Source organism: Streptomyces sp. NBC_01408 (assembly GCF_026340255.1).
GTDB lineage: Bacteria > Actinomycetota > Actinomycetes > Streptomycetales > Streptomycetaceae > Streptomyces.
This window is the reverse complement of record NZ_JAPEPJ010000002.1, coordinates 774,366-797,221: the sequence shown is the minus strand read 5'-3', so window position 1 is coordinate 797,221 and position 22,856 is coordinate 774,366. Positions and strand designations below refer to the sequence as shown.

The following is a 22,856-nucleotide window of genomic DNA, read 5'->3' as shown; positions in this document are numbered from 1 at the left end:
AGACGTTCATGGCAACGCGCACCAACCCCTACGGGGCCTTCAACTTCCTCGTCAAGCTCGGCGACACCGGGGGCGAGGACCAGATCGCGGGCGGCTTCTCCGACTTCAGCGGAGCCGGCAACGAGGTGAAGTTCTCCGAGTACCGAAACGGCAACGACCCCGAGAACCACGTCCGGAAGATCGCCAACACGAACACCACGAACGACGTCACCCTCAAGCGGGGCATCATCGGCGACCTGCGCCTGTTCCAGTGGATCAAAGCCACCCGGGAGGGCGAGTTCGACCCGCGGACGGTCACCGTGACCCTGCACGACGAGGGCCGCCAGCCGGTCTGCTCCTGGGTGCTGCGCGCCGCCCAGCCCAAGAAGTGGGTCGGCCCCACCCTCACCGGCAAGGGCGGCGGAGAAGTCGCGATGGAGGAGCTCCACCTCGTCGCCGAGCGCATCGACTTCCTGTCGCTGTGACCCCGCCCGGACTGCGCCTCGGAGCGCCGGGAGTCCACCGCGACGGCCCCCGGCCGCAGCCGGCCTTCCGGCCCGTACGGCTCGACGTCGCCGGGTTCGTCGGAGTGGCCCCGCGCGGGCCCGTCGACACGCCGGTCGCCGTCGACCGCTGGCCCGACTACCTGCGCAGGTTCGGCGGCTTCGAGGGCCCCGGCCTGCTGCCCCACGCGGTACGGGCGTTCTTCGCGCAGGGCGGCGTCCGCGCCCACGTCCTGCGGGTGGCGCCGCTCCCGCGCGCCCCGCACCCGGCCGCCGCCGAGGCCTGCGCACTGCACCGGATCCGGCTGGCCCGCCCGGACGGCCGCGGCACGGCACCCGGCACCGGGCAGCCGTACGAGGTCCACCTGCGTGCCCGCGACGAAGGCAGCTGGGGCGGACGGCTCTCGGTGCGCTGGGAGTTCACCGGCGCGGACCAGTTCACCGCCACCGCGACCGCACGGGAACTGACCCTCCCCGAGGCGCTGCGTCCCCCCGCCGGGTCCCTGCTGCGGCTCCAGGGCCCCGGGCTCGGTCCCGCCGGGAGCTTCTTCCGCGTCCTCGAAGAGGCCGTCCGCCAGGACCCCGCCGGCCTGCGGCGCCCCGTCGCCCTGCTCGACCGGGCCCCGGGGGAGGGCGCCCGGCCGGTGGACGTGACGGCCGAACTCGTCACCGCCACCGTCACCGTCACCGACGCGGACCCCGCCCACCCCCGCCACGAGCGGTTCACGGGACTCGGGCTGTGCCGCGCCCACCCCCGGTACGCCGCCGCCGTGCTGGCCGCCGATTCCCTGCTCACCACCCCCGACGGCAGCTGGCCCGAGGGCCTGCTGCCACCGGACGCCTTCCTCACCCCGGCCCGGTCCGCCGTCGTGCCCGGCCGCGAGGGCCGGGACCGCTACGCGGCCATCGACGCCGACAGCTTCCACGGCCCGGCCCCCGTCGAACTGCTGCCCGTCGGCGGCGCCGAGGACCCCGACGGGCCCGGACCGGCAGCGGCGGCCGGGATGGACCGGATGGCCCTGGTCCCCGAGGTCGCGCTGCTCTGCGTACCCGATCTGCTGTGGCACCACACCGAGGCCCCCGCCCCCGCACCCGAGCCGCCCCCGCGGTCCGGCGGCCCCGTCTTCGCACCCTGCCCGCCCCCCGCCGCGCCGCCGCCCCCCGCCGCGCCCCGGGAGGGGGGCACCCTCCTGGACGGGCACGGCGGGCTGTCCGAGATCATCCGGCGCCAGCAGCGGCTCGTCGCACTCGCCGAACGGCAGCGGCGGTTCGTGGCCCTGCTCGACGTGCCACCCGGGCTGCCGGTCCGCTCCGTGGCACGCTGGCGCGCCGCCTTCGACAGCTCCTACGCCGCCGCCTACCACCCCTGGCTGGGGGTGGTCGCCCCCGACGATCCGCGGGGCCGGGCCGTGGCCGTACCGCCCTCGGCCTTCGCGGCCGGAATCATCGCCGAACGGGAGCGGCGGCTCGGGCTGTCCTGGGGTCCGGCCAACGCGCTCGCCGCGCAGGCCGTCACCTCGGCCCAGGACCTCGCCGAAGCCGACCGCGACGCACTGCACCTGCTGGACGTCGACGTCTTCCACCGCGAGCGCGACGGGTTCCGGCTCGCCTCCGCGCGCACCCTCTCCCGCGACCCCGGCTACCGCCAGCTCAGCGTGCGCCGGCTGATGACCATGCTGCGGCTCGTCCTCGAACGGCAGGCCCAGCCCCTGGCCTTCGAACCCCACTCGCCCCAGCTGCGCACCGAACTAACCGGCTCCCTCGTACAGTTGCTGCGCGGCCTGTACCGCTCCGGCGCCCTCGCCGGGGAGAGCGAGGACGAGGCCTTCTTCGTCCGCTGCGACGAACGGCTCAACCCCGCCTGGTCGGTGGGCCTCGGCAGGCTGGTCGCCGAGGTCGGAGTGGCACCCGCGCACCCCCTGGAGTACCTCGTCCTGCGGATCGCACAGGACGCCGACGGCGCCGTCCGGGTGGTGTGAGCGTGACCGAGCTCGTACAGACCTTCAACTTCCGGGTGCGGATCGTCCGCAGCGCCTCTCCGGGCCGGACGGCCGCGCCCCCGCCCGCACTGCCGCTGACGGGCTCCGCCGGGGGCGGCGCGGCCGGGGGCGGCGCGACCGCCCACCGGGGCGGACCCGAACGGCTCGGCGACGGAGGCTTCCAGGAATGCTCCGGACTGGGGCTGGAGGCCGACCTCCGCGAGTACCTCCAGGGCGGGGCCAACGACGAAGTGGTGCGCCGGGTCGGCCGGGTCAGGCTCCAGCCGCTGGTGCTCAAACGCGGCATGCTCGTCGCCGCCGAGGGCGCCGGCGCCGACACCGGCCTGTGGGACTGGCTGCACGGCATGGTCGCCGGCGGCGCCCCACCGCCCCGCTACGACGGGGACGTGGAGGTCCTCGACCCCTCCGGCCGACGGGTCCTCGCCCACTGGAGGTTCACCCGCGGCCTGCCCCTGAAGATCGCCGGACCCACCCTCAACGCCAAGACCGGGGAGATCGCCGTGGAGGAGCTGCACATCGCCCACGAGGGCCTGCGCCTGGAGCGGACCCGGTGACCGCGCTGGCCCAGGCCACGCTCCAGCGCCTCAGGCGGGGCCCGTCCGAAGGCAAGGACAGGCCCGCCCGGGTACTCGACGACGGCCCCGCCGTACCGGTGCAGTTCAACCCGGCCTCACTGCGCATCAGCCGCAACAACGACACCGACCGCGGCGGAACGACCACCCGCACCCAGAAGCGCCAGCACCCCGCCCAGGAGGGCTCGACCCTCACCTTCGACCTGGAATTCGACACCGCGGAGCAGCGCAACGGCGGACAGTACGTCGACGTGCGGCGCTGGACCGCGCTGGTACGGCAGTTCGTCGAGCCGCCGAAGGACAGCCCCGCGGAACCGCCGCCGGTGGTCCGGTTCGTCTGGGGGACGCTCCGCTACAACGGCATCGTCACCCAGGTCGCCGAGGAACTCGACTACTTCGCCCCGGACGGCACCCCGCTGCGCGCCAAGGTCGGGGTGACCGTCGTCGAGCAGAACTTCGCCTACGAGGCCCACGAGGAGGGCCCCGGTGCCCGGGACACCGCGGCCGCCACCGAACCGGGCGCCCCACGGGCGGGAGCCGCACCCGGCACCGCCGGAACGGCCCGCCCCCAGCGGGTCGTCCAGGCACAGGACGGCGAATCGGCCCAGCAGCTGCTCTCCCGCCTCGGACTCGACCCGGCGGCCTGGCGCGGCGCGATGAGCGGGCTCGACAGCCCCCTGACGCTGGCCGCGGGGGCCTCCGTACGGCTCGGCGCGGAGGTCTCGGCCGGGCTCACGGCCTCGGCGGGACTCCAGCTGTCGGCCGGGTTCGCCGGAGCGGTGGCCGCCACCTCGGTCGGCGGCCTGTCCGCAGCGCTCGGCCTGCCCGCCGGGCCCCCGGGCGACGGTCCCGCCGACGGCGCCGCCGCGGGCCGCGACGCGGCGGCCGTCGGCGGCACGCCGGACCCGGACCTCGCCGGTTTCGCGCTCTGCGCCGGAGGCGGCATCGGGGCTTGCGCGGGCACGGTGGCGGGCGCGGCCGTGGACCGGGCCACCGCCGGGGCCCGTCAGTCCTTCGAGATCCCCGCCGGGCCCGCCCCCGGTACCCCGCCCGCTTCCGCCGTACCCGGCGCCGGGTCCGCCCGGCGCCCGCCGGCACCCGGCCCCGACCGGCGCTCGACCGGCTACGGCCGCGGCGTGCCGCTGCGGGCCCGCGCCGACCCCGCGACCCTCGCCGAAGTCGAGGCCGGCGGCGGCCGCAGCCTCGCCGACCGGGCCCGGCGCGAGGAGACACCGGCCCCCGATGCGGCCGCCGCCCCCTGGGAACGGCTGCCCGCCGCACCGCCCGGCCGGTACGCCGCGGACTGCGAGCAACGCCGCCGTGACGCAGGCCCGGACACCCTGAGGTGGACACCGCGAGGAGGCCCGGAATGAGCGTGCACATCGGAGAGCTGCACACCGAGGTCGTACCCGCCGCCGGCCCGCGCCCACCGGGCGTGGGCCCGAGCGGACCCGGCGGCGTCCACAGTGCCGCCGAGCACCACCGGGAGGCGGCCGAGCGCGCGGCCTGGCTCGCCGCCCGGGTGGCGGCCGAGGGCTTCGATGACTGAGCCCGCGCCCGCCGCCCCGCCGGCGGTGTCGGCGGTCTCCCCGGCCTTCGAGGTCGGCGGCACCCTGGTCAGGGACCTCGCCCGGGACTGCGTACGGCTGGAGGTGGCGGAGGGCGTCGAAGGACTGCGCACCCTGCGGGCCCACTTCCTCGCCGTCGGCGCCGGAGCCACCGGCCCGCAGGGCCGGCTGCTGCACCTCGACGGGAGCACCCTCGACCTGGGCAGCACCCTCAAGGTCGCCCTCGGCCCGCCGTCAGCGCAGCGGTACGTCTTCGAAGGCGTCGTCTCCGCCTTGGAACTCGTCCTCGGCGACGGCGAACCCCCGCTGGTCCTCGTCCACGCCGAGGACGCCCTGATGCGACTGCGCATGACGCGCAGGCACCGTACGTACCGGGACCTCACCGACGCCGGGCTCGCCCGGGAAGTGGCCCGCGAGCACGGCCTCGCCGCCGACGCGGACGCCCCCGGCCCCCGCTACGACGTCGTCCAGCAGCTCAACCAGAGCGACCTCGCCTTCCTGCGCGAACGGGCCCGGCTGATCCAGGCCGAACTGTGGGCCACCGGCCGCACCCTGCACTTCCGCGCCCGGGGCAGCCGGGGCGCCCCCGCGCAGACCCTCGTCCACGGCAGTCAGCTGCTGTCCGTACGCTTCGCCGCCGACCTCGCCCACCAGCGCAGCGAGGTCGTGGTGACCGGCTACGACGCCGACCGGCGGGCCGGCATCGACGAGCGGGCCGGCCCCGAGGCCGTCGAGGCCGAAACGGCGGGCGGCCGCGTCGGCGCCCGGCTGCTGGCCCGCGCCCTGGGCCCCGCCACCAGCCTGCGGGTACGGGAGACGGCCCTGACCGCGGCGGAGGCCGAGGCGTGGGCACGCGCCGAAATGCTGCGCCGCGGCCGCCGGTTCGTCACCGCGGCGGGCACCACCAACGGCAGCCCCGACCTCGTCGTCGGCGGCCGGCTCACCCTGCGCTCGGTCGGCGGACCCTTCGAGGGAGAGGGCTACTACGTGACCCGCGTCCGGCACACCTTCGACCCGGAGCGCGGCTTCCGTACCCGCTTCGACGCCGAACGCCCGTCCCTGAACGAGGTGGTGTGATGTCCCTGACGGCCCCGGCCGACGGCTGCGCCCCCGGCTACTTCGGCGTCTACCCGGCGATCGTCACCGACATCGTCGACGAACAGCGGCTCGGCCGGGTCGAGGTGCGCTTCCCCTGGCTGGGCACCGAAGGCGACCGCGACGTACGCGCCTGGGCGACGCTGTGCTCCCCCTACGCCGACGACGGCCAGGGCCTGCTCGTGCTGCCCGAGGTGGACAGCCAGGTCGTGGTGGCCTTCGAGGCCGGCAACCCGCGCCGCCCGTACGTCCTCGGCGCGGCCTGGAACGGCCGGGCCGCCCTGCCGCACCAGCCCGAACCCGCCAACGACCTGCGGCAGTTGCGGACCAGGGCCGACAGCAGGCTGCGGTTCGTCGACACCCCGGGAGCGGAGCAGGTCCAGATCACCACGGCCTCCGGCCACGAGGTGACCCTCGACAACGCCACCCAGCAGGTGACGGTCCGCCACGGCGGCGGCTGCGTGGTCCGGCTGACACCCACCTCGGTCGAGATCGAGGCGAACGTGTCCGTGGACGTCAAAGCGCCCCTGGTGACCGTGAACGCCCCGCTGTCCACCTTCAACGGCCTGGTCAAATGCGCCACGCTCGTCACCGAGCAGATGGTGATCTCCCCGGCCTACACCCCCGGCGCCGGGAACATCTGGTGAGCGCCGCGGGCCCGCCCGTCCCCGAACACGGCTTCAAGGTGTACGCCCCCTGGTACGTGTGCGAGCGCGGGGGATTCGACCGCTTCGACCCCAGGGCGCGCACACCGGCCCTCCAGAAGTACGACTCCGCCGAGTTCGTGCGCCGCCTCGTGACCGACCCGCGGGACTCCCTGCGGTTCGACGCCGCCGAGGACGTCTGGTCGTACGCGGTGCCCGTGCCTCTCGGCGAACGGGGCCCGGGCCGCGCCCGCTTCGCCACCCACCAGCTGGTCCGCACCGGCCTGCGCAAGCTCTACCAGCCCGCCCACGACCGCTTCTACGCCTTCACCGTCGAGCTCTTCTGCGACCGGCCCGGACTGCCCCGGCCGCAGTCCCCGGACGGGCTGGAGGTGGGCTTCGTCATGCGCCGCCGCCAGGTGGAGATGACCGCCCCGCCCCGGGTGCTGCGCAAGCTCGCCCACCGGCTGACCGCCGACCTCCTCGCCGCCCAGAACGGCAGCCGCGGCGAGCCGAGCGTCCACGGCTCGGAGGTCGAGGACGTCCTGTGGGCCGACCTTGCGCAGCGGCTGCGCTTCGCGTCGGACCACCGGGAACTGCTGGACCAGGTGGGCCTCCGGACGCAGACCCAGGCGTGGATGACCGGAGGGGCGGGCGGACAGTGGCGCGCGCTCGGCACGCCCCCGCCGAAGGACCGCCCCGCGGACCGGGAGCTGGAGCTGCCGATGTGGCGCCTGCCGGCCCGCTCGGGCGACTGCACCGGCGGCGGCTCCGGGCCGGGTGCGCCGCCCGAGCGGTCGCTGTGGTTCGGGGTGGTGCCGACCGCCTCCGGTGACCACGACGACCTGGGTCTGCCCAGACTGGACGAGCACCACGTCTACGAACTGCGCTGCTTCGTACGCCGCCCCGCGCGCCCGGGCCACGGGCACTGCCCCCGGCAGACCTCCTGGAGCGAGCCGGGCGAGCCGTTCCGGCTGGCGGCCTTCTTCGACCCCGAGGGCACCAAGAACCGCCGGATCTCCCTGACCCTGCCCGACCTGCGGGCGGTCGCCGCCCGGGCCGGCGGCCCGCCGGGACCGGGCGGAGTGGCCGTCACCAGCCCGCCCGGCTCGCAGCTGTCCTTCGATCCCGGCGGCGGAACACCGAGCGGCGGCACCGTGGGCGGCAGCGTCCCGCGCACCTGCACCTTCGCGCTCGAAATCTTTATGATCGTGGCGTTCTTCCTGTTCAGCATGTTCCTGCCGATCGTGGTGTTCCTCTTCCAGCTGTGGTGGCTGCTGGCCCTGCGCTTCTGCCTGCCGCCCTCCCTGTCCGCGGTCGCCGCCCTGAAGACCTTCTTCGACGGCGGCGGCAAACTGTCCACCATGGGCCCCGCCGAGCGAGCCCGACTGGACGAACTCCTCGGCTCCCAGGGGGCGGCCGCCCGGCTCCAGGAGTCCGGCGCCGTCCAGGACGAGCACGGCGGGGACCTGCTGACGGCCCTGACCCCGCCGCCCACCGTGCCGCTCCCCGCGCAGCCCCGGCCGGAGCCGCCGGTCGACGACCCCCTGTGCGGGGGAGGCTGAGCGTGGCGGGCCCCGCCCCGGCCGCCCGGGAACCGGTCCCCGCGCCCGCTCGCGCCCCTGCCCCGCCCGGGCCCGCCCCGGCCGCCGGCCCCGCGGCCCCCGGGCCCGGCGCGGCCCCAGGCAGGCTCGCCGGCGAACTCGCGCGGGCCCTCGTACCCGCCGACGTCCCCAAGGAGGAACTGGCGCTCCAGGGCGGCGCGGCCCTCACCGCGGGCCCCGCGGTCACGGAGTACCTGGAACGCGCGGGCGCCGCGGGCGGGCCGGTCCGGGTCCGGCTCGGCGCCGTGGCCGCGGGCACCGTCCACCTGCGCAAGACCGACCGGGGCCTGACGACCGGCCCCGGAGGCGACTACCAGGCCGTTCCGCTGCTGCACCCCCTGCTGCTGCCCCTGCGCGCCGAGGGCATCGAACCGGTGCTCGCCCTGCGCGTCCACGACGGCGTACTGGAAGGCCACGCCTCGGCCCTGGTGAAGGGCAGGCTGCCCGGCGGCGGCCGGGCCCTGCTCGACCGGATGGAGGAGTGCGCCGAGGCGCTGGGATGGGCCGGGCTGGCCGGGCTGCGGCTGCCGGGCGTGGAGAACGAGCTGCGCGGTACGACGCTGGTGCTGAACGCGGGGCAGATGTCCTTCACCCTCGGCGGCTTCCTCAAGGCCTCCGGCAGCTTCGGCCTCGCCAACGAGGTCGTCACCTTCCGCGCGCTCGCCCGGGGCACCGTGGCCGGCCTGGGCGCGGTGGAGGTGCCCGTGGTGCGGGGCCCGGACGGGGCGCTGTCCGGGAGCGCGACGGCCGATGTCGTCCTGCGCGGGTTCACCGGCCAGGTGACGGCCGCGTTCGCGGCGGGAGCCGTCGACGTCCGGGGCACCGTGCGGTACGCCAACGACAGGTTCGACGGCCAGCTGACCCTGGTGGCCACCGACCCCGAGACCGCGCGGCAGCTGACGGACGCCAAGCTTCCGCAACCGCCGGAGCCGGCGGGGGCCGCGCCCGCCGGGCGCGGGCCCGCGCCCGGATCCGCAGGGCCGAGGCCCGGCCCGCGCGTGGTGGCGGGCTGGGGCACCGTCGACGTCCGCCTCGCCGACTGGCTGCGCGGCGAAGCCCTGGTGGTCGTCGACCACCGGGGCGAGGTTACCCTCGTCGGCAGGATCACGCCGAGGATGGACAAGCCGCTCTTCGAGCAGAAGGACTACGTCAAGCAGCTCGCGAGGTTCGAGGTCCGCGCGGCGTACGGGGTACCGCTGGTCGGCAACGTCTTCCTGTTCGCCGGCATCGGCCTCGAAGCCGTCGCCAAGATCGGACCGGCGACGCTGGACCGCATCGAGCTGACCGGCACCTGGTCGACGAGGCCCGAAGTACTGAAGGACTTCGGGCTGACCGCGACCCTCAACGTCCCGGCCTTCGCCGGGCTGCGGCTCAAGGCCGAGGGCGGCGCGGGCATCCAGCTCCTCGGCCACGACATCAAGGCGGGCATCGCGGTCAGCGCGCTGGCCGGCATCCGGGGCTACGTGGAGGCGACCCCGCGGATCGGCTTCCGGGAGGTCGCCGATCCGAAGGCGGGCAAACGCGGCGAGTTCTTCCTCGCCGGGCACCTGGAGATCGCCGCGCAGCCCTTCCTCGGGCTCGGCGGCGAACTCTTCGTGGAACTGGACAGCCCCTGGTGGTCCCCGGCCCCCGACAAACGCTGGAACTGGCCGCTGGCCCAGCGCGAGTACCCGCTGCCCGGGCAGTTCGGCATCGGGGCCGACATCGAGCACGTGCTCGGCTCCGGCAAGGTCCCGGAGATCACCTTCGGCGAGGTGAACTTCAGCCCGGACAAGTTCCTGACCGACCTGGTCGGTGACCACGTTCCGGCGAAGTCGGCCAAGGACGGGCCGCAGAAGGGCGTGTGGAAGGATCCGGGCACCCCGGCCGCGGCCCCGGCAGCCAAGGCCCCGGCCGTGCTCCCGGCCCCGTCCCGGGCCGCCCCGGCAAAGGCGTCCAAGCCCGGCAAGGACGACGGCAAGGTCCCGTCCCCGGCCAACCAGGCCCGCTGGCTCGCAGGCCTGAAGGCGGTCGGCGAACTCAAACAGAGGTCCCGCACGGACCCCCTGGACCAGGCCGAGATGGCCGCCGCCCTCGCGGACCTCCGTAACCGCTTCGGCTTCACCGTGTTGACGGCCCGTCAGGCAGGAGCACGATGGCACCTGCATGCCGAGATGAACCCGAAGGTCGACGACCCCGAGATCTGGGCCGAACTCAAGGAGGCCTGGGAATCGGGCCAGGACTTCGACCGGGCCATGGCGCGGCAGTACCCGATCCACCAGGTCGAATTGGTCGAGCCGGGCAGGAAGCGCGGTCCGATTCTCGACGCCTACGTGCCCGGTCAGTGGATCATCTCGCACAAGCGGGCGCAGATCGTGGACCTCGACGACGCCGTGTACCTGAAGTTCCTCAACCAGCTCGAAGACCACTACGCACCGGGCCGGATCATCGCCGACAAGCCGCACGCCGAGCAGCGGTTCCCCCAGCTGAGGGGGCAACCGATCAGGGGACGCTGGGTGTTGGAGGTCTCCGAGCAGCGCCGGCTCCGCGAGGGCAGCCGCGAACAGGAACTCTTCTTCGACCGGATCGGCCTGGCCATGCGGCGCGGTGTACGGGTGCGCGACTGGACCCATCACGTCTACCGCGACGAGCGGGACCGCGGCTTCCCCTGGTAACCGCGACGCCACGGTGACGGTCTCCCCGGACCATCGGGCGTATGACCGTGAGCACAGGGACGACCGGGGGCCCAGGCCCGCTGGATGCGGTGGGTGATGCGTGGCTGGGGACCGGGGTCCGGTTCCCGTTGCGGCCGCGCGGAGCAGGCGGCGGCGGGGAAGCGGGCGCGCTGGCCTGGGTGGGCGGGGAGGCGCTGATCAGGCAGTCGATCGAGACGATCCTCGACACCGAGCCCGGCGAGCGCGTGATGCGGCCCTCCTTCGGCTGCGGACTGCGCCGCTACCTGATGACACCGAACACCGCCGCCACCCGCACGGCCCTCAGCGAGGAGATCAGCGAGGCCCTCACCCGCTGGGAGCCCCGGATCAGGGTCACCGAGGTCGCCGTGACACCGGGGGAGGAGCCGACCCTGGTGTGGATCGACATCGCGTACGTACGGCTGGTGGACCTGCGGCCGGACCGTCTCGTCTACCCCTTCTACCTGCGGTAGCGGCCGGGAGATGACGGCATGCCACTGATCGGCCCCATCCTCGACGACCGCACCTTCGAACAGCTGCGGGACGAGCTGGTCAAACGGATCCCGGTGTACGCCCCCGAGTGGACCGACCACCACGCGGGCGACCCGGGCATCGCCCTGATCGAACTCTTCGCGCACCTCGGCGAGTCACTGCTCTTCCGCTTCAACCAGATCCCCGACACCACCAAGGTCGCCTTCCTGCGGCTGCTGGGCCTGCGGCCGCGCCCGGCGCTGGCCGCCCGCACCCTGCTCGTCCTGGAGACCGAGCGTCCCGAAGGGGTCCAGGTGCTGCGCGGCGCCGAGGCCCGCGCCGGCGCCGTCGTCTTCGAGACCGGCAACGAGGTGGTCGCCTGGCCCCTGGAGGTCCTCGCCGTCGGCAAGACGCCCGCCCCCGTACCGCCCGCCGAGGAGAGCGGCCGGGCCGCGACCGAGCACCGGCGCCGCGACGACGCCGTCGAGGCACTGCCGTCCGCCGAACGCGACCGGGCCCGGAGCGGGGCGGCGCCCGTCCTCTTCTACGTCACCACCGCGGTCCCCGCCGACCCGCTCGCCGGGGACCCGCCCCTCGACGTGTCCACGACCGTGGACCAGTGCCTGTGGATCGCCCTGCTCGGCAAGAACACCACCGACCCCCGGCACCTGCGCGGCCGGACCCTCTTCATCGGCGTGGTGCCCGACGAGGAACTGCCCCGCCCCTTCGACCTCGTGGCGCGCAACCCCCACGACCCCACCCGGCTGCGTGCGGGCGACCTGGTGACCGCCCCGCCCGGCTTCCTGTGGGAACTGTGGAACGGCCCCGGCGAGGCCACCGCCTTCACCCCCCTCGCCGTCCTCGGCGACACCACCCGCGGACTGACCACGGCCGGGGTCGTCAGCGTCGCCCTGCCCGGCGCCTTCCCCGCCCATCCTCCGGCGCAGAGCAGCCCGGGCGGATCCGACGCCCCGCCGCCGCTGGACGACGAGAAACTCGCCGCGCGGGTGCTGGGCTGGCTGCGCGTACGCCGGCCGGCCGGCGAGAACGACGCGATCCACCGCATCCGCTGGGTCGGGGTCAACGCCGTCGGCGCGGTGCAGTCCCGCACCGCCGCCCCCGAACTCCTCGGCACCGGCACCGCCGACGCCGGACAGGCCTTCCGCCTCACCCTCGGCCCGGTCGTCCCCGGCAGCGTACGGCTGGAGGTGGAGGAGGCCGACGGCTGGCGCCCTTGGACCGAGGTGGAGGACTTCGCCGCCGGCGGCCCCTTCGACCGCCACTACACCCTGGACTCCGAGGCCGGGCTCGTCCGCTTCGGCACCCGCTGCCGGCGGCCCCAGATCGGCGAGCGGATCCGGGTGCTCTCGTACCGCTACGGCGGCGGTTCCGCCGGGAACGTACCCGCCGGCGCCATCGGATCACTGACCGGGGTCGCGGGCGTCAAGGCCGGCAACCCGTTCCCCGCCACCGGCGGCGCCGACCCGGCCTCCCTCACCGACGCCCTGGACGCGCTCCCCGCCGAGGTGCACCGCCGCGACCGGGCCGTCACCGCCGAGGACTTCCGGGCCCTCACCCTCGAAGTCCCCGGCGTCCGGCGGGCCGAGACCCTGCCCCTGCTGCACCCCGACACCCCCACCCAGCCCGCGGCGGGCGTCATCAGCGTGCTCGTCTTTCCCACCGAGGACCTGCGCGACCCGGGCGCGCCACTGCCCGACCTCGCCCTGCTGCGCCGGGTGGCCGCCCATCTCGCCCCGAGGCGCCTGGTCACCGCCGAGCTGTACGTCATCCCGCCCACCTACGTGGACATCGCCCTCTCCGTCGGCATCCGGACCCGGGAGGGCTACCAGCCCGACGCCGTACGCCGCTGGGTCGAGCTGATCCTGCGCCAGTACCTGGCCCCGCTGCCGCCGTACGGCCCCGAGGGCGGCGGATGGCCGCTGGGGCGGGCCGTGCGCCGCGCGGAACTCGAAGCCGTCGCCGTGCAGGTGGAAGGGCTGGAGTACATCGAGGAGGAACTGCTGCTGGCCCGGCGCGGCGATACCGGGTCCGGCGGCCCGGGGCCCGGCGGCGGGGTGTGGACCGCGCTGCCCCTCGTACCGCTGCGGCCGTGGGAGGTCCCCCGGCTCGCCGAGATCACCGTGGTCACCGGCAGCCCCCTGCCCGTGGGTACCGGGTACGGGCCGCCGGCCCCGCCGCCCGGCGACCCCACGCCCGTCGTCGTACCGCTGCCACCGGAGGTGTGCTGATGCACGGGGACCGAGACCTCGCCGTGCTGGCCGACGCGGACCAGTGGGCGCGCTGCCGCCACGAGTCCACCGCACTGCTGGACGGGGGCGGGGTCTGCCTCGGCTGGGAGCCGGAGGAGGACCCCGTTCCCGGCCCCGGCCCTGGCCCTGGCCCCGGCCCTGGCCCTGGCCCCGGCCCTGGCCCTGGCCCCGGCCCTGGCCCCGGCCCCGGCCCCGGCCCTGGCCCTGGCCCTGGCCCTGGCCACGGCCACGGTCCCGGCCCTGGCCCCGGTCCGGGCTCCGGCCCCGGTCCCGGCTCCGGCTCCGGCCCCGGTCCCGGCTCCGGCTCCGGCCCCGCGCCCGGGCCGGGCGGCGCCGCCGCCGGACACGGGCCCGCGGGGCTCGCCTTCGACCGCTGGGGCCGCACCTACCGTTCCTTCCCGCGGGCGGGACGCGTCGAGGTCACCTCGGCCGTCCCCTCCACCCCGGGCGTCCCGGCCACCCAGGCTGCCCCGGCCACTTGGGCCGCCCCCGCCGCCCCCGCCGCCTCTCCCGCCCAGCCGTCCGCAGGAGCAAGGCCCGGGGTCCTGTGCGTACCGCGCGGCCTCGCCGTCGACAGCGCCCAGCGGCTCTACATCGCCGAATCCGGCGCCGGCGCGGTCCACGTCGTGGACCTGTGGGGCGAGCGGCTGCTGCGCCGGATCTCCGTACGCGGCGCCGCCCACCCCAACCGGCGGCCCCTCGACGTCACCGCCCACTGCGACGGCGCCGTCGTGCTGCTCACCCGGCCCGCCGGCCTCGTCTTCCTCCAGGGCCGCCGCGGCCCGCAGCGCGGACCCGCGCTGCGCCGCCCGCCGGGCGCCGACGGACTGCGCCCCACCCGGATCGCCGCCCGCGCCGGGCACCCGCACCTCCACGTGCTGTGGACCGATCCCTCGGGCTCCCGGGCGGTCATCGCCCGTACGGACGGCAGCCGCGCGCTGGTCGTCCCGTACGCCTCCGACCTCGACGTGGCTGCCGACGGCACCCTGGTCGTGGCGCGCGCCCCCGGGCAGCCCTTCCGCCGCTTCAGGCCCGACGGGACCTCCTGGTCCGAGGCCGAACCGCTGCGGGCACCGGGCTTCGACGGCGGCGCCCTGTCCATCGCCCCCGACGGGCGGATCGCCTTCACCACCCCCGCCGGGACCGGCCGCACCGCCGGCCCGGCCGCCCGCTACACCCAGGCCGGGAGCGTCGTCTGCTACCGGCTGGACGCGGGCGCCTACCGCACCCGCTGGGGACGCCTGTTCCTCGACGCCTGCGTCCCGCCCGGCACCGAGGTGCGCGTGAGCTGCCTGTCCGGCGACGAGGACACGGTCCCCGACCCGCTGCCGTGGTCGCCGCCCGTCCGCGGCGGACGCACCGTCCGGAACCCGGACCTCACCCCGCCGCTGCCCTCCCGCGCCCGGATCACCGCTCAACTGCCCCCGTCCACCCCCTTGTTCAAGCGGCCCACCGGCCGGGAGGGCCCCTGGGCCCAGATCGCCCCCGACGACGGCTTCGAGACCTACGAGACACCCGTGCACGCCCCGCCCGGCCGCTACCTGTGGATCGTGCTCCGCCTCACCGGCACCCGACGGCTCACCCCCCGCGTCCGGGCCCTGCGCGTGGAGCGCCCCGGGCACCGGCTGCCCGCCCAACTGCCCAGGTCCTGGAGCAGGGAAGAGACCGACGCGGCGTTCCTCCAGCGGTTCCTCGCCCCCGCCGAAGGGCTCCTGCACGAGCTGGACGGCCGCGCCGCCCTGCGCACCCTGCTGCTCGACCCCACGGCCACCCCGCAGGAGGCCCTCGGCTGGCTGGCCGGCCTCGTCGGACTGGCGCTCGACCGGCGCTGGCCGGTACCCGCCCGGCGCGCCCTGATCGCCCAGGCCTACGACCTGTTCCGCATCCGCGGCACCGTCGCCTGCCTCGAACGCGTCCTCCGGCTCTACCTACCCCTCCCGATCAGCGTGGTGGAGAACTGGCGGACGCGCGGCCTGGGCGGCGCGGTGCTCGGCACCGCCCCGGGCGGGCCCCCCGCACCCGCCGTGGGCGGCGGCGCGAGCACGGCCGGGGCCCTCGGCCGCTTCACCGTCGGCGGCACCCGGCCCGGATCGGACGGCTACACCGCCACCGCCCACCGCTTCAGCGTGCTGATCCCCGCCGTCCTGCGCCCCGAACAGCTCGACGTCGTCCGGGCCGTCGTCGAGAGCCACAAGCCCGCCCACACCCTCGTGGACATCTGCCCCCTGGGCGCGGGCATGCGGATCGGCCGCACCCTGCACCTCGGCCTCACCTCCGTGGTCGGACCCGGCGCCGCGTGGGGGCCCGCCGTGGTCGGCGCCACCCGGGTCGGCGGGGACGGCATCGTGGGCGTGCCCGCCGCCGGGGCCCGCGTCGGCGAGACCTCCGTCGCCGGGGCGGTGAGGGTCGGATGAGCGGCCCCACCGTCGTCATCGACCGCCTGTCGGCGACCCTGCGCCACCCCGCCGACGCGCAGCCGCCCGCCGCCGACCGGCTGCGCGGACCGCTGCGCCACGCGGTCGGCGGGCAGCTCGAAGCGGCCCTGCGCGCCCTGCGGCTGCCGCCCGGGCGCTGGTGCCTGCCGCGCCTCGACCTGACCGTGCCGCTGGACCTGGCCAGCTCCGACCCCGCGCTCGCCCAGGACTGGTCCCGGGCCGTCGCCGCCGCGATCGAGCGCACCGTACGCGAGGGCGGCGGCGCCGTCGTGCACTACCGGCACGACCTGGAGCTGCTCGCCGACGCCGTCGCCGGCCTCGCGAACGGGCGGACCGAACGGCTGTGGGCCTGGCGGCAGACCGGCGTGGTCCGCCCGGAGGACCCCTCGCCCACCGCCTCGCCCGGCGCGGCCCTCCTCGCCGTGCTCGACCGGCACCCCCAGCAGGCCGCCCCGGCCGTGCTGCGCGCGGCCGGGGAGTGCGGACTGGCCGCGCTCGACCGGGCGCTGGGACGCGGCGGCTGGCACCACCTGGCCACCACCTTGGCCACCCCCCTCGGCGCCCCGCCGGTGGCGGACAGTCGGGCCGCCGGGCCGCCGGAGCCGTGGCCGGACCGGGCCCCCGGGGCAGCCGCGGACCCCGCCACCCGGGAGCTCGCCCGGGCCCTGCTCGCCGGATCGCGGCTGGCCGCCCTGGTACGGGAGACCCGCCTGCGCCCCGGCGAAGCCGCCCTGGCCGCCTGGGCGTTGCTGGTCGCCGCGGAGACCGACCCCGCCTCCCTGCACCGGCCGCCGCGCCCCGGGCTGGCCCGTCTCCTCGCCGAGGGGCTGCGGGGCCTGACCGGAGCCCCCGCGGGCCTGCCCCTGCCCGTACCGGCCCCACTCGGGCCGCAGCCCCCGGCCGAGGACGGCATCCGGCCCCGGCAGCGGCCGGAGCGGCAGGCCGAGGCCTCCGATGCCGGGGACACGGACCGCGCCACCCCGGCGCCGCCGCCCGGAACCCGTGCGGCCGCGGGCGCGCCCCCGGCCCGGCGCGGTCCGCAGCCGGGCCGGGCCGCCGCAGCACCCGGCGCGCGGGCGACCGTACCGGCGCGGGCGACGGACGCGGGGGAGCCGGGGGGAGCCGCGCGGCGCCCGCACCGACCCGGTCCCGAGGGCGGCGCCGCCACCTCCTGGGCCGGGCTGCTCTTCCTGCTCGCCACGGCCGCCGACGCCGGCCTCCCCGCCCGCGCCCAGGACGAACCCGCCCTCGCCGCACGGCCCTTGCCCTGGGTGCTGCACGCCGTCGGCCGCGCCCTCCTGCCCACCGCGGCGGCCGACGACCCGGCGCTGCTCGCGCTCGCCGGCCTCGGACCCGACCGGGCCGCCCTCGTCCTCGGGGCCCCGGCCCCGACCCCGGCCGAACGCGCCCGCGTCGCCGCCCTCGCCGCCCACTGGGCCCGCACCACCGCCGCACGGCTCCCCGCCCCCGACCGGGCCGCCGCCGCCGAACGGGCCGACGTCGACCCCGTCGAACGGGCCGTGCCCGAACGGGCCGACGTCGACCCCGTCGAACGGGCCGTGCCCGAACGGGCCGACGTCGACCCCGTCGAACGGGCCGTGCCCGAAGGGGCCGACGCCGACGCCGCCGACCGGGCCGCACCCGACTGTGCCGAACGGGCCGACGCCGACGCCGCCGAACGCATTGCCCCCGGACGGGCTGTCCCTGACCCCGTCGAACGGGCCGCCCCCGACCGGGCCGACGCCGACGCCGCCGAACGGGCCGCTCCCGAACCGGCCGCCCCCGACCCCGTCGAACCGGTCGCCCCCGGCCCGGTCGGCCCCGGCCCCGCTGCCGTCGTGGTGGGGCTTGCCCGCCGGTGCGGACGTATCGCCGCCGAACCGGGCTGGATCGAGGTACGCCTCGCCGTCGCCGACACCGATGTCGCCGTCCGCCGCGCCGGGCTCGACCTCGACCCGGGCTGGGTGCCCTGGCTCGGCGCGGTCGTGAGGTACGTCTATGTCTGAGCGCATCAGCCACGACCTCTCCGCGCGGGCCGCGGACACCGCCCTGCGCCTGGCCGAGCTGCTGGAGACGACCTGCAGCCAGGAGGCCGGCGGCGACGCCTCGGGCTTCCTGCGCGACTGGGCCCGCGGCGCGGCCGGCCGCGCCGAACGGGTCCGCGGCACGCGGCCCCTCACCGGCACACCCCTCGACCGGCTCGTGCAGCGGCTCGGCATCACCCCGCTGGAAACCGAACTCGTCCTCCTCGCCGGACTGCCCGAGGAACACGAGGGCCTGGCCGGCACCTTCCGCGCCATGCACCCCGGCGGCGAACCCCACCCCGGCGTGGGCCTGGCCTCCCTCCTCGTCGACCGCGCCGCGCGCAGGAAGCCGGTGGGCGGTCGCGTGTACGGCACCCGGGCGCACGGCCACCCCCCGGACCGGGTGGCCCTGCGCCGCCTGCTCCACGAGGGCGCCGCCGTACGCGCCGGAGTGCTCGTCCTGAAGGGGGACGGCCCCTTCCACGAACGCTGCCTGACCCTCGCCGACCAGCTGTGGGAGGCGCTGCACGGGTATCCCGCCTGGCCCCGCTCCCTGGAGGAGGTGGACCCCGGCCCGCCGGTCGCCGGACTCGACGGCTGGCTCGCGCTGCCCGAGACGGCCCGGGCCGTCGCCGCCCTGCGCTCGCTCGAATCGCGCGTCCTGCTCGTCACCGCCCGGGACGAGACCGTGGCGCTGAGCCGCTGCGCCGCGCTCGCCGCGGCCGCCGGCCTCGGCCTGGCCGGAGCCCGGGCCCGGGCCGAGGACCCCGCGGCGGTGGCGCTGCTGGGACTGCACGCGGCCGTACGGGGCGCCGTACCCCTGCTGGTCGCCGTACCGCCCGCCGGGGGTACGCCGCCTCTGCCGCCCGCCCTGCGGCGGCTCCCGGGCCCCCTGCTGCTGTGCGCCGCGCCCGGCGCCGTACGCCCCGGGCCGCGGCAGCCCGTACTGACCGTGCCGCTCGGCCCGATCGGCACGGAGGACCGCCGCAGGGCCTGGCGCGCCGCGCTCCCCGAGGCCCGGGAGCGCGCTCCCGAACTGGCCGCCCGCCACCCGCTCGACCCGGCGCTCACCGCGCAGGTGGCACTGGACCTGCGCAGCCGGGCCGCACTGGCCCCGCTCGGCGACGGCGAGGGCCAGGACCCGGCGCGGGACCCGGACGTGTCCGGGGCGATCCGGGCCCGCGCGGGCGCCCTGCTGCCGCCGGGCGTGGAGCTGGTCAGTCCGGGCGCGCGCTGGCCACGGCTGGTGCTGGCCGAGGAGGCGGACGCGCAGCTGCGGGACGCGGTCGCCCGGCTGCGGCACCAGGCGGTCGTCCTGGACGACTGGCGGCTGCGCGAGGCGGCCCGCGCCGCCCGCGGCGTACGGCTGCTGCTCACCGGCCCGCCCGGCACCGGGAAATCGCTGGCGGCGGAGGTACTGGCGACCGAGGCGGGGCGGGACCTGCTGGTCGTCGACGGTTCCGAACTGATCTCCAAGTACATCGGTGAGACCGAGAAGAACCTGGCGGCGTGCTTCGAGGTGGCCGAGCGCACCCAGGCGGTGTTCCTGCTCGACGAGGCCGACGCGCTGTTCGGCAGCAGGACCGAGATCTCCGAGGCCAACGACCGCTTCGCGAACATGGAGACCGCCTATCTGCTCCAGCGGTTGGACCGCTTCGACGGGTTGGCCGTGCTGACGACCAACCTGCGGCAGAACATCGACGCGGCCTTCATCCGCCGGATGGACTTCGTCGTGGAGTTCCCGCTCCCCGACGACACCCGGCGCCACCGGATGTGGGAACTGCACCTGCCCGCAGGGCTGCTGGACCCCGACGTCGATCTCGAAGCGCTGGCGCGGTGCTACCCGGTGCCCGGCGGCTGGATCCGCAACGTCGCGGTCGGGGCGGCCTTCCGCGCCGCCGACGACGGGAGCGCGGTCCACCAGGGCCATCTCGTCGACGCCATGCGCCGCGAGTACGGGAAGGCGGGCCGCCCGTTCCCCGGCGCGCCGCCCGGCCGGGGCGGGACGGACACGGACCCGCGGGCGGCCGGGGCGCTCGCGGCGGCGCGGACCACCGGCCCGCCCCGGACGGCCGACGCCCCGGACACCGTGCACGACAGGCCCACTGAGAAGGAGAGTTCATGACGGCGCTCGGCACCGGCAGCACCCCGTGCGGCTGCGGCGGCGGGTCCGCCCCGGACCTGCCCGGCACCACGGGGCACGGCCGCGGTCCCTGCGGTCCGGGACCCTGCGTCGGGGAGGAGTTGCCCGTCAACCCCTTCCTCGCGCTGCGCGTGGCCTTCGGGATGCTGCTCGGCGAGGACGACTTCCGTGTCCTGATGGGCAATCCGCGCGGCAAGCACATGCTGCACAACGCCTGGCTACACGGGCCGGGCGTGGTGTGGGGACTCGGTGTGGATCGGGACGGTGACGAGCTCAGGGTCCTGCCCGGCCTCGCCGTGGACGGACTGGGCCGGGAACTCAGCCTGGACGCCTCCTGGTGCGTGTCCCTGACCGAATGGGCCGCGTCCTGGACCGCCCGGCACCCGCCGGAGGAAGAGGACGCCCGGCAGGACGGCGAGCAGCAGCCCTGCCCGCCCCCGCGCCGGACGGTCAGGGCCTGGGTGCTCGCCGAGTTCGCCTCCTGCCCGGACCGTCCGGTGCCCGCGCTGGCCGACCCCTGCGACGTCACCCGCCGGCACGACGACTTCTCACGGGTCGTCGAGACGGCGCGGATCACGATCCGCCCCTGCGCCCCCGATCCCTGGCGCCCCTACCACCGCCTACGGGTCCTGCTCGGCCTCGACCCGGCCGAACCCGGCGACGCCGCCGGCCAGGAGGCCCTGCGCGCGGCTGCCGAAGTGGCCCAGGCGCCCGCACACCTGAGGCCGCGCGCCCTGCTGCGGGCCTTCCGGTGGCTGGCCGCCGAGGACGCCACCGAGCAGCGGCCCGAGTGTGCGGAGGGCGACGCGTGCCCGCCCTGGGCGCCGGTGACGGAGGAGCACGCGGCGGTCGTGCTGGCGCGGCTGACCGTAGAGCTGACGGAGGACGACGCGTGCGTGCGGATCGGCGGGGTGACGGTGGACCCGGCCGTCCGCACCGCGATCCTGCCGACCACCACCGTCCAGGAGCTGGTGTGCGGGCTGGCACCCGGACTGCTCGGCTCCGGGGCCGAGGAGGACGCGGGCGGCCCGCGCCTGATCCCCGCCACCGTGACCTGGGAACGGGAGAACACCCGCCTGACCTTCGAGGTCACCGCGCCCCTCGCCGAGGGCTCCGCCGAGCCCGAGGGCGTGGAGATCACCTCGCTGTCCGCACAGGGGCGCGGCTGGGCCACCGACGAGGTCGCGGCGATCAGGCTGTCCCCGGACCGCCGCCGGGTGTGGGTGGACCTGGACCAGCGGCCCGCGTACGAGACCGTACGGATCCGGGTCCGCGGCACCGGACCGAAACCGCTCTACGGAGCGGCCCCGCACCACGTGCCGTTCGCCGGGCTCGTCGGCGGCCCGCCGGGCACCCGCCACGAGGGGCACGACGCCGTCGTCACCACCGACATGCCGCGCGAATCGGCCGCTGGGAGGACCGAGGAATGACGATCACCGAAGGAAGTGCCGGAGCCGACGGCACCGCCGCGACCGCGGGTGGTGGCATCGACCGGCTCAACGCCTTCGACGGGCTGTTCCTGCGCGCCGAACACCTCAACCGCATCCAGGACTACGCGCGCGAACTCGCCCTGGCCGTCGGCGAGGCGGGCGGACCCGGGGTCGTCGAGGGGTACGAGGTCACCCTGAGGGACGGCACCCTGCGGGTCGGCGGCGGCCTCGCCGTCACGGCGGGGGGACGGCCGCTGCGCTCCCAACGCCTGGTGACGCTGCCCCTGTCCGGGCTGCGCCCCGGCCCCGACACCTTCTGGTGGGTCGAGGCGGTCCCCGAGGCCTGGCCGTACGGCGAGGCGCCCGTACAGGGGGCGTACTGCGACGATCCCTGCTCCGGCGCGGGCACCACCCGGCAGCCCTACACCGCGGAAGGGGTGCGGATCAGGCTCACCGAAGCCACCGAACGGGGCCTCGACCAGCGTGCCCCGGAGCTGCGGCGCAATTGGCTCGCGTCCCGGCTCTTCGCGGCCGAGCGCACCGGGCACTCCCCGTGGCCGTACGGGACGGCCGCCGCCGACCTGCCCCGGTCCTGGGCCCCGCCGGGGACCGCGGGCAAGCCCGAGGCGGTGCGGCTCGCGGTGCTCCTCCCGCACCCCGCCGGGCTCGACGCCTGGGAGGCCGACATCTGGGCGGCCCGCCGGGACCGGGGCGCGGCCCCGCCTCAGCGGGAGTGGCAGGCGCGGCTCGGCATGCGTCCGTGGGACGTCTTCGTCGCGCAGATCCTCCAGTTCCAGGCCCACTTGGCACAGCTCGTGGAGGCTCCCGCGCAGCGCTCGGAGTCGGACCTGGCGCCGTTGCTGGAGCAGTTGGCACGGATCGGCAAGCAGACGTTCCTGCAGAGCCACACGAAGGACCAGCTGGGCCGGGAGCTCGCGCAGCTCGTCGAAGGCATCGACGCGGGCGAGCTGATCGCGTCCGCCCCCGTCCGGCAGGGGCCGTACTCACTGGTCCGGATGGGCATCGGGGAACTGCCGCCCGCCGGCTACCTCCCGGTGTGGGGCGGTGACGGCGAGGAGAGGCCGGCCCTCGATCAGGTGAGGACGTGGCTGGAGCCGTGCCGGGACCTGCGGTGGTGTACGGGTGCTCCGGCCGACGTCGCCCAGGCGGTCCAGGAGGCCCAGCACCGCGACCGCATCCCGCTGGACGGATCCGCCGACGTGGACGTGCTCGTTCCGGTCGATGAGGAGGGCGAGCCCCTCACCCGGTGGGTGGCCTTCGTACGGCGCGACCGGCGGCGGTGCCGGGAACCACGGGAGGAGGACGGCCCGTACGCGGCCCGTCACCCGGACGGGGGTGGCGCCCAAGAGCCGGGGGAGGCCCGCGCGGAGCCCGGTTCCGGGGCCGGGGCAACTGATCCCGAGACGGCCGGATAGTCGCTCTCGG

The 22,856-nt window shown here is 76.6% G+C and carries 16 protein-coding genes; all 16 read left to right on the top strand.

The window, feature by feature from the left end; genetic code table 11:
• Positions 1-8: 8 nt before the first annotated feature.
• From OG447_RS25745 to OG447_RS25670, 16 genes are read left to right on the top strand one after another with little or no spacing between them, the layout of a single operon-like run.
• Positions 9-464, top strand: a complete 456-nt coding sequence (locus OG447_RS25745) for a phage tail protein (protein WP_266939643.1) — start codon at positions 9-11, stop codon at positions 462-464.
• Positions 461-2,461, top strand: coding sequence for a phage tail sheath subtilisin-like domain-containing protein (locus OG447_RS25740; RefSeq protein WP_266939641.1), 2,001 nt, complete (start codon positions 461-463; stop codon positions 2,459-2,461). The genes OG447_RS25745 and OG447_RS25740 overlap by 4 nt, the downstream gene beginning before the upstream one ends.
• A gap of 2 nt (positions 2,462-2,463) precedes the next feature.
• The gene (locus OG447_RS25735; protein ID WP_266939639.1) at positions 2,464-3,036 is read left to right on the top strand and encodes a phage tail protein; all 573 of its coding nucleotides are present in this window, start codon (positions 2,464-2,466) and stop codon (positions 3,034-3,036) included.
• Positions 3,033-4,427: a hypothetical protein gene (locus OG447_RS25730; protein WP_266939637.1), complete on the top strand. Its 1,395-nt coding sequence runs from the start codon at positions 3,033-3,035 to the stop codon at positions 4,425-4,427. The genes OG447_RS25735 and OG447_RS25730 overlap by 4 nt, the downstream gene beginning before the upstream one ends.
• Positions 4,424-4,603, top strand: coding sequence for a hypothetical protein (locus OG447_RS25725; RefSeq protein WP_266939636.1), 180 nt, complete (start codon positions 4,424-4,426; stop codon positions 4,601-4,603). Before OG447_RS25730 ends, OG447_RS25725 begins: the two co-directional genes overlap by 4 nt.
• Complete coding sequence (locus tag OG447_RS25720; RefSeq protein ID WP_266939635.1) at positions 4,596-5,699, top strand: phage late control D family protein; 1,104 nt, start codon at positions 4,596-4,598, stop codon at positions 5,697-5,699. The genes OG447_RS25725 and OG447_RS25720 overlap by 8 nt, the downstream gene beginning before the upstream one ends.
• Entirely contained in the window at positions 5,699-6,364 is a 666-nt protein-coding gene (locus OG447_RS25715) for a phage baseplate assembly protein V (RefSeq protein WP_266939634.1), read from the top strand. The genes OG447_RS25720 and OG447_RS25715 overlap by 1 nt, the downstream gene beginning before the upstream one ends.
• Entirely contained in the window at positions 6,361-7,926 is a 1,566-nt protein-coding gene (locus OG447_RS25710) for a hypothetical protein (protein WP_266939633.1), read from the top strand. Before OG447_RS25715 ends, OG447_RS25710 begins: the two co-directional genes overlap by 4 nt.
• A 2-nt stretch (positions 7,927-7,928) precedes the next feature.
• The gene (locus OG447_RS25705) at positions 7,929-10,619 is read left to right on the top strand and encodes a hypothetical protein (protein WP_266939632.1); all 2,691 of its coding nucleotides are present in this window, start codon (positions 7,929-7,931) and stop codon (positions 10,617-10,619) included.
• A gap of 41 nt (positions 10,620-10,660) precedes the next feature.
• Positions 10,661-11,110, top strand: a complete 450-nt coding sequence (locus OG447_RS25700) for a GPW/gp25 family protein (protein ID WP_266939631.1) — start codon at positions 10,661-10,663, stop codon at positions 11,108-11,110.
• A gap of 18 nt (positions 11,111-11,128) precedes the next feature.
• On the top strand, positions 11,129-13,357 hold the full coding sequence (locus tag OG447_RS25695) for a putative baseplate assembly protein (RefSeq protein WP_266939630.1): 2,229 nt from the start codon (positions 11,129-11,131) through the stop codon (positions 13,355-13,357).
• Positions 13,357-15,792, top strand: coding sequence for a phage tail protein (locus tag OG447_RS25690; protein ID WP_266939629.1), 2,436 nt, complete (start codon positions 13,357-13,359; stop codon positions 15,790-15,792). Before OG447_RS25695 ends, OG447_RS25690 begins: the two co-directional genes overlap by 1 nt.
• Positions 15,789-17,819, top strand: coding sequence for a hypothetical protein (locus OG447_RS25685; RefSeq protein WP_266939628.1), 2,031 nt, complete (start codon positions 15,789-15,791; stop codon positions 17,817-17,819). Before OG447_RS25690 ends, OG447_RS25685 begins: the two co-directional genes overlap by 4 nt.
• Positions 17,812-19,962 (top strand): ATP-binding protein, encoded by a 2,151-nt coding sequence (locus OG447_RS25680; RefSeq protein ID WP_266939627.1) that lies wholly within the window; start codon positions 17,812-17,814, stop codon positions 19,960-19,962. The genes OG447_RS25685 and OG447_RS25680 overlap by 8 nt, the downstream gene beginning before the upstream one ends.
• A complete protein-coding gene (locus OG447_RS25675) occupies positions 19,959-21,410 on the top strand; it encodes a hypothetical protein (protein WP_266939626.1) in 1,452 nt (483 codons plus the stop codon). Before OG447_RS25680 ends, OG447_RS25675 begins: the two co-directional genes overlap by 4 nt.
• Positions 21,407-22,846, top strand: a complete 1,440-nt coding sequence (locus OG447_RS25670) for a hypothetical protein (RefSeq protein WP_266939625.1) — start codon at positions 21,407-21,409, stop codon at positions 22,844-22,846. Before OG447_RS25675 ends, OG447_RS25670 begins: the two co-directional genes overlap by 4 nt.
• Positions 22,847-22,856 lie beyond the last annotated feature (10 nt).

Bases quoted from the DNA above. Each gene is read 5' to 3' on its own strand.
- OG447_RS25675 (WP_266939626.1), top strand. From the start codon at position 19,959: ATGACGGCGCTCGGCACCGGCAGCACCCCGTGCGGCTGCGGCGGCGGG.
- OG447_RS25670 (WP_266939625.1), top strand. From the start codon at position 21,407: ATGACGATCACCGAAGGAAGTGCCGGAGCCGACGGCACCGCCGCGACC.
- OG447_RS25700 (WP_266939631.1), top strand. From the start codon at position 10,661: ATGACCGTGAGCACAGGGACGACCGGGGGCCCAGGCCCGCTGGATGCG.
- OG447_RS25680 (WP_266939627.1), top strand. From the start codon at position 17,812: ATGTCTGAGCGCATCAGCCACGACCTCTCCGCGCGGGCCGCGGACACC.
- OG447_RS25725 (WP_266939636.1), top strand. From the start codon at position 4,424: ATGAGCGTGCACATCGGAGAGCTGCACACCGAGGTCGTACCCGCCGCC.
- OG447_RS25745 (WP_266939643.1), top strand. From the start codon at position 9: ATGGCAACGCGCACCAACCCCTACGGGGCCTTCAACTTCCTCGTCAAG.
- OG447_RS25715 (WP_266939634.1), top strand. From the start codon at position 5,699: ATGTCCCTGACGGCCCCGGCCGACGGCTGCGCCCCCGGCTACTTCGGC.
- OG447_RS25720 (WP_266939635.1), top strand. From the start codon at position 4,596: ATGACTGAGCCCGCGCCCGCCGCCCCGCCGGCGGTGTCGGCGGTCTCC.
- OG447_RS25690 (WP_266939629.1), top strand. From the start codon at position 13,357: ATGCACGGGGACCGAGACCTCGCCGTGCTGGCCGACGCGGACCAGTGG.
- OG447_RS25685 (WP_266939628.1), top strand. From the start codon at position 15,789: ATGAGCGGCCCCACCGTCGTCATCGACCGCCTGTCGGCGACCCTGCGC.
- OG447_RS25695 (WP_266939630.1), top strand. From the start codon at position 11,129: ATGCCACTGATCGGCCCCATCCTCGACGACCGCACCTTCGAACAGCTG.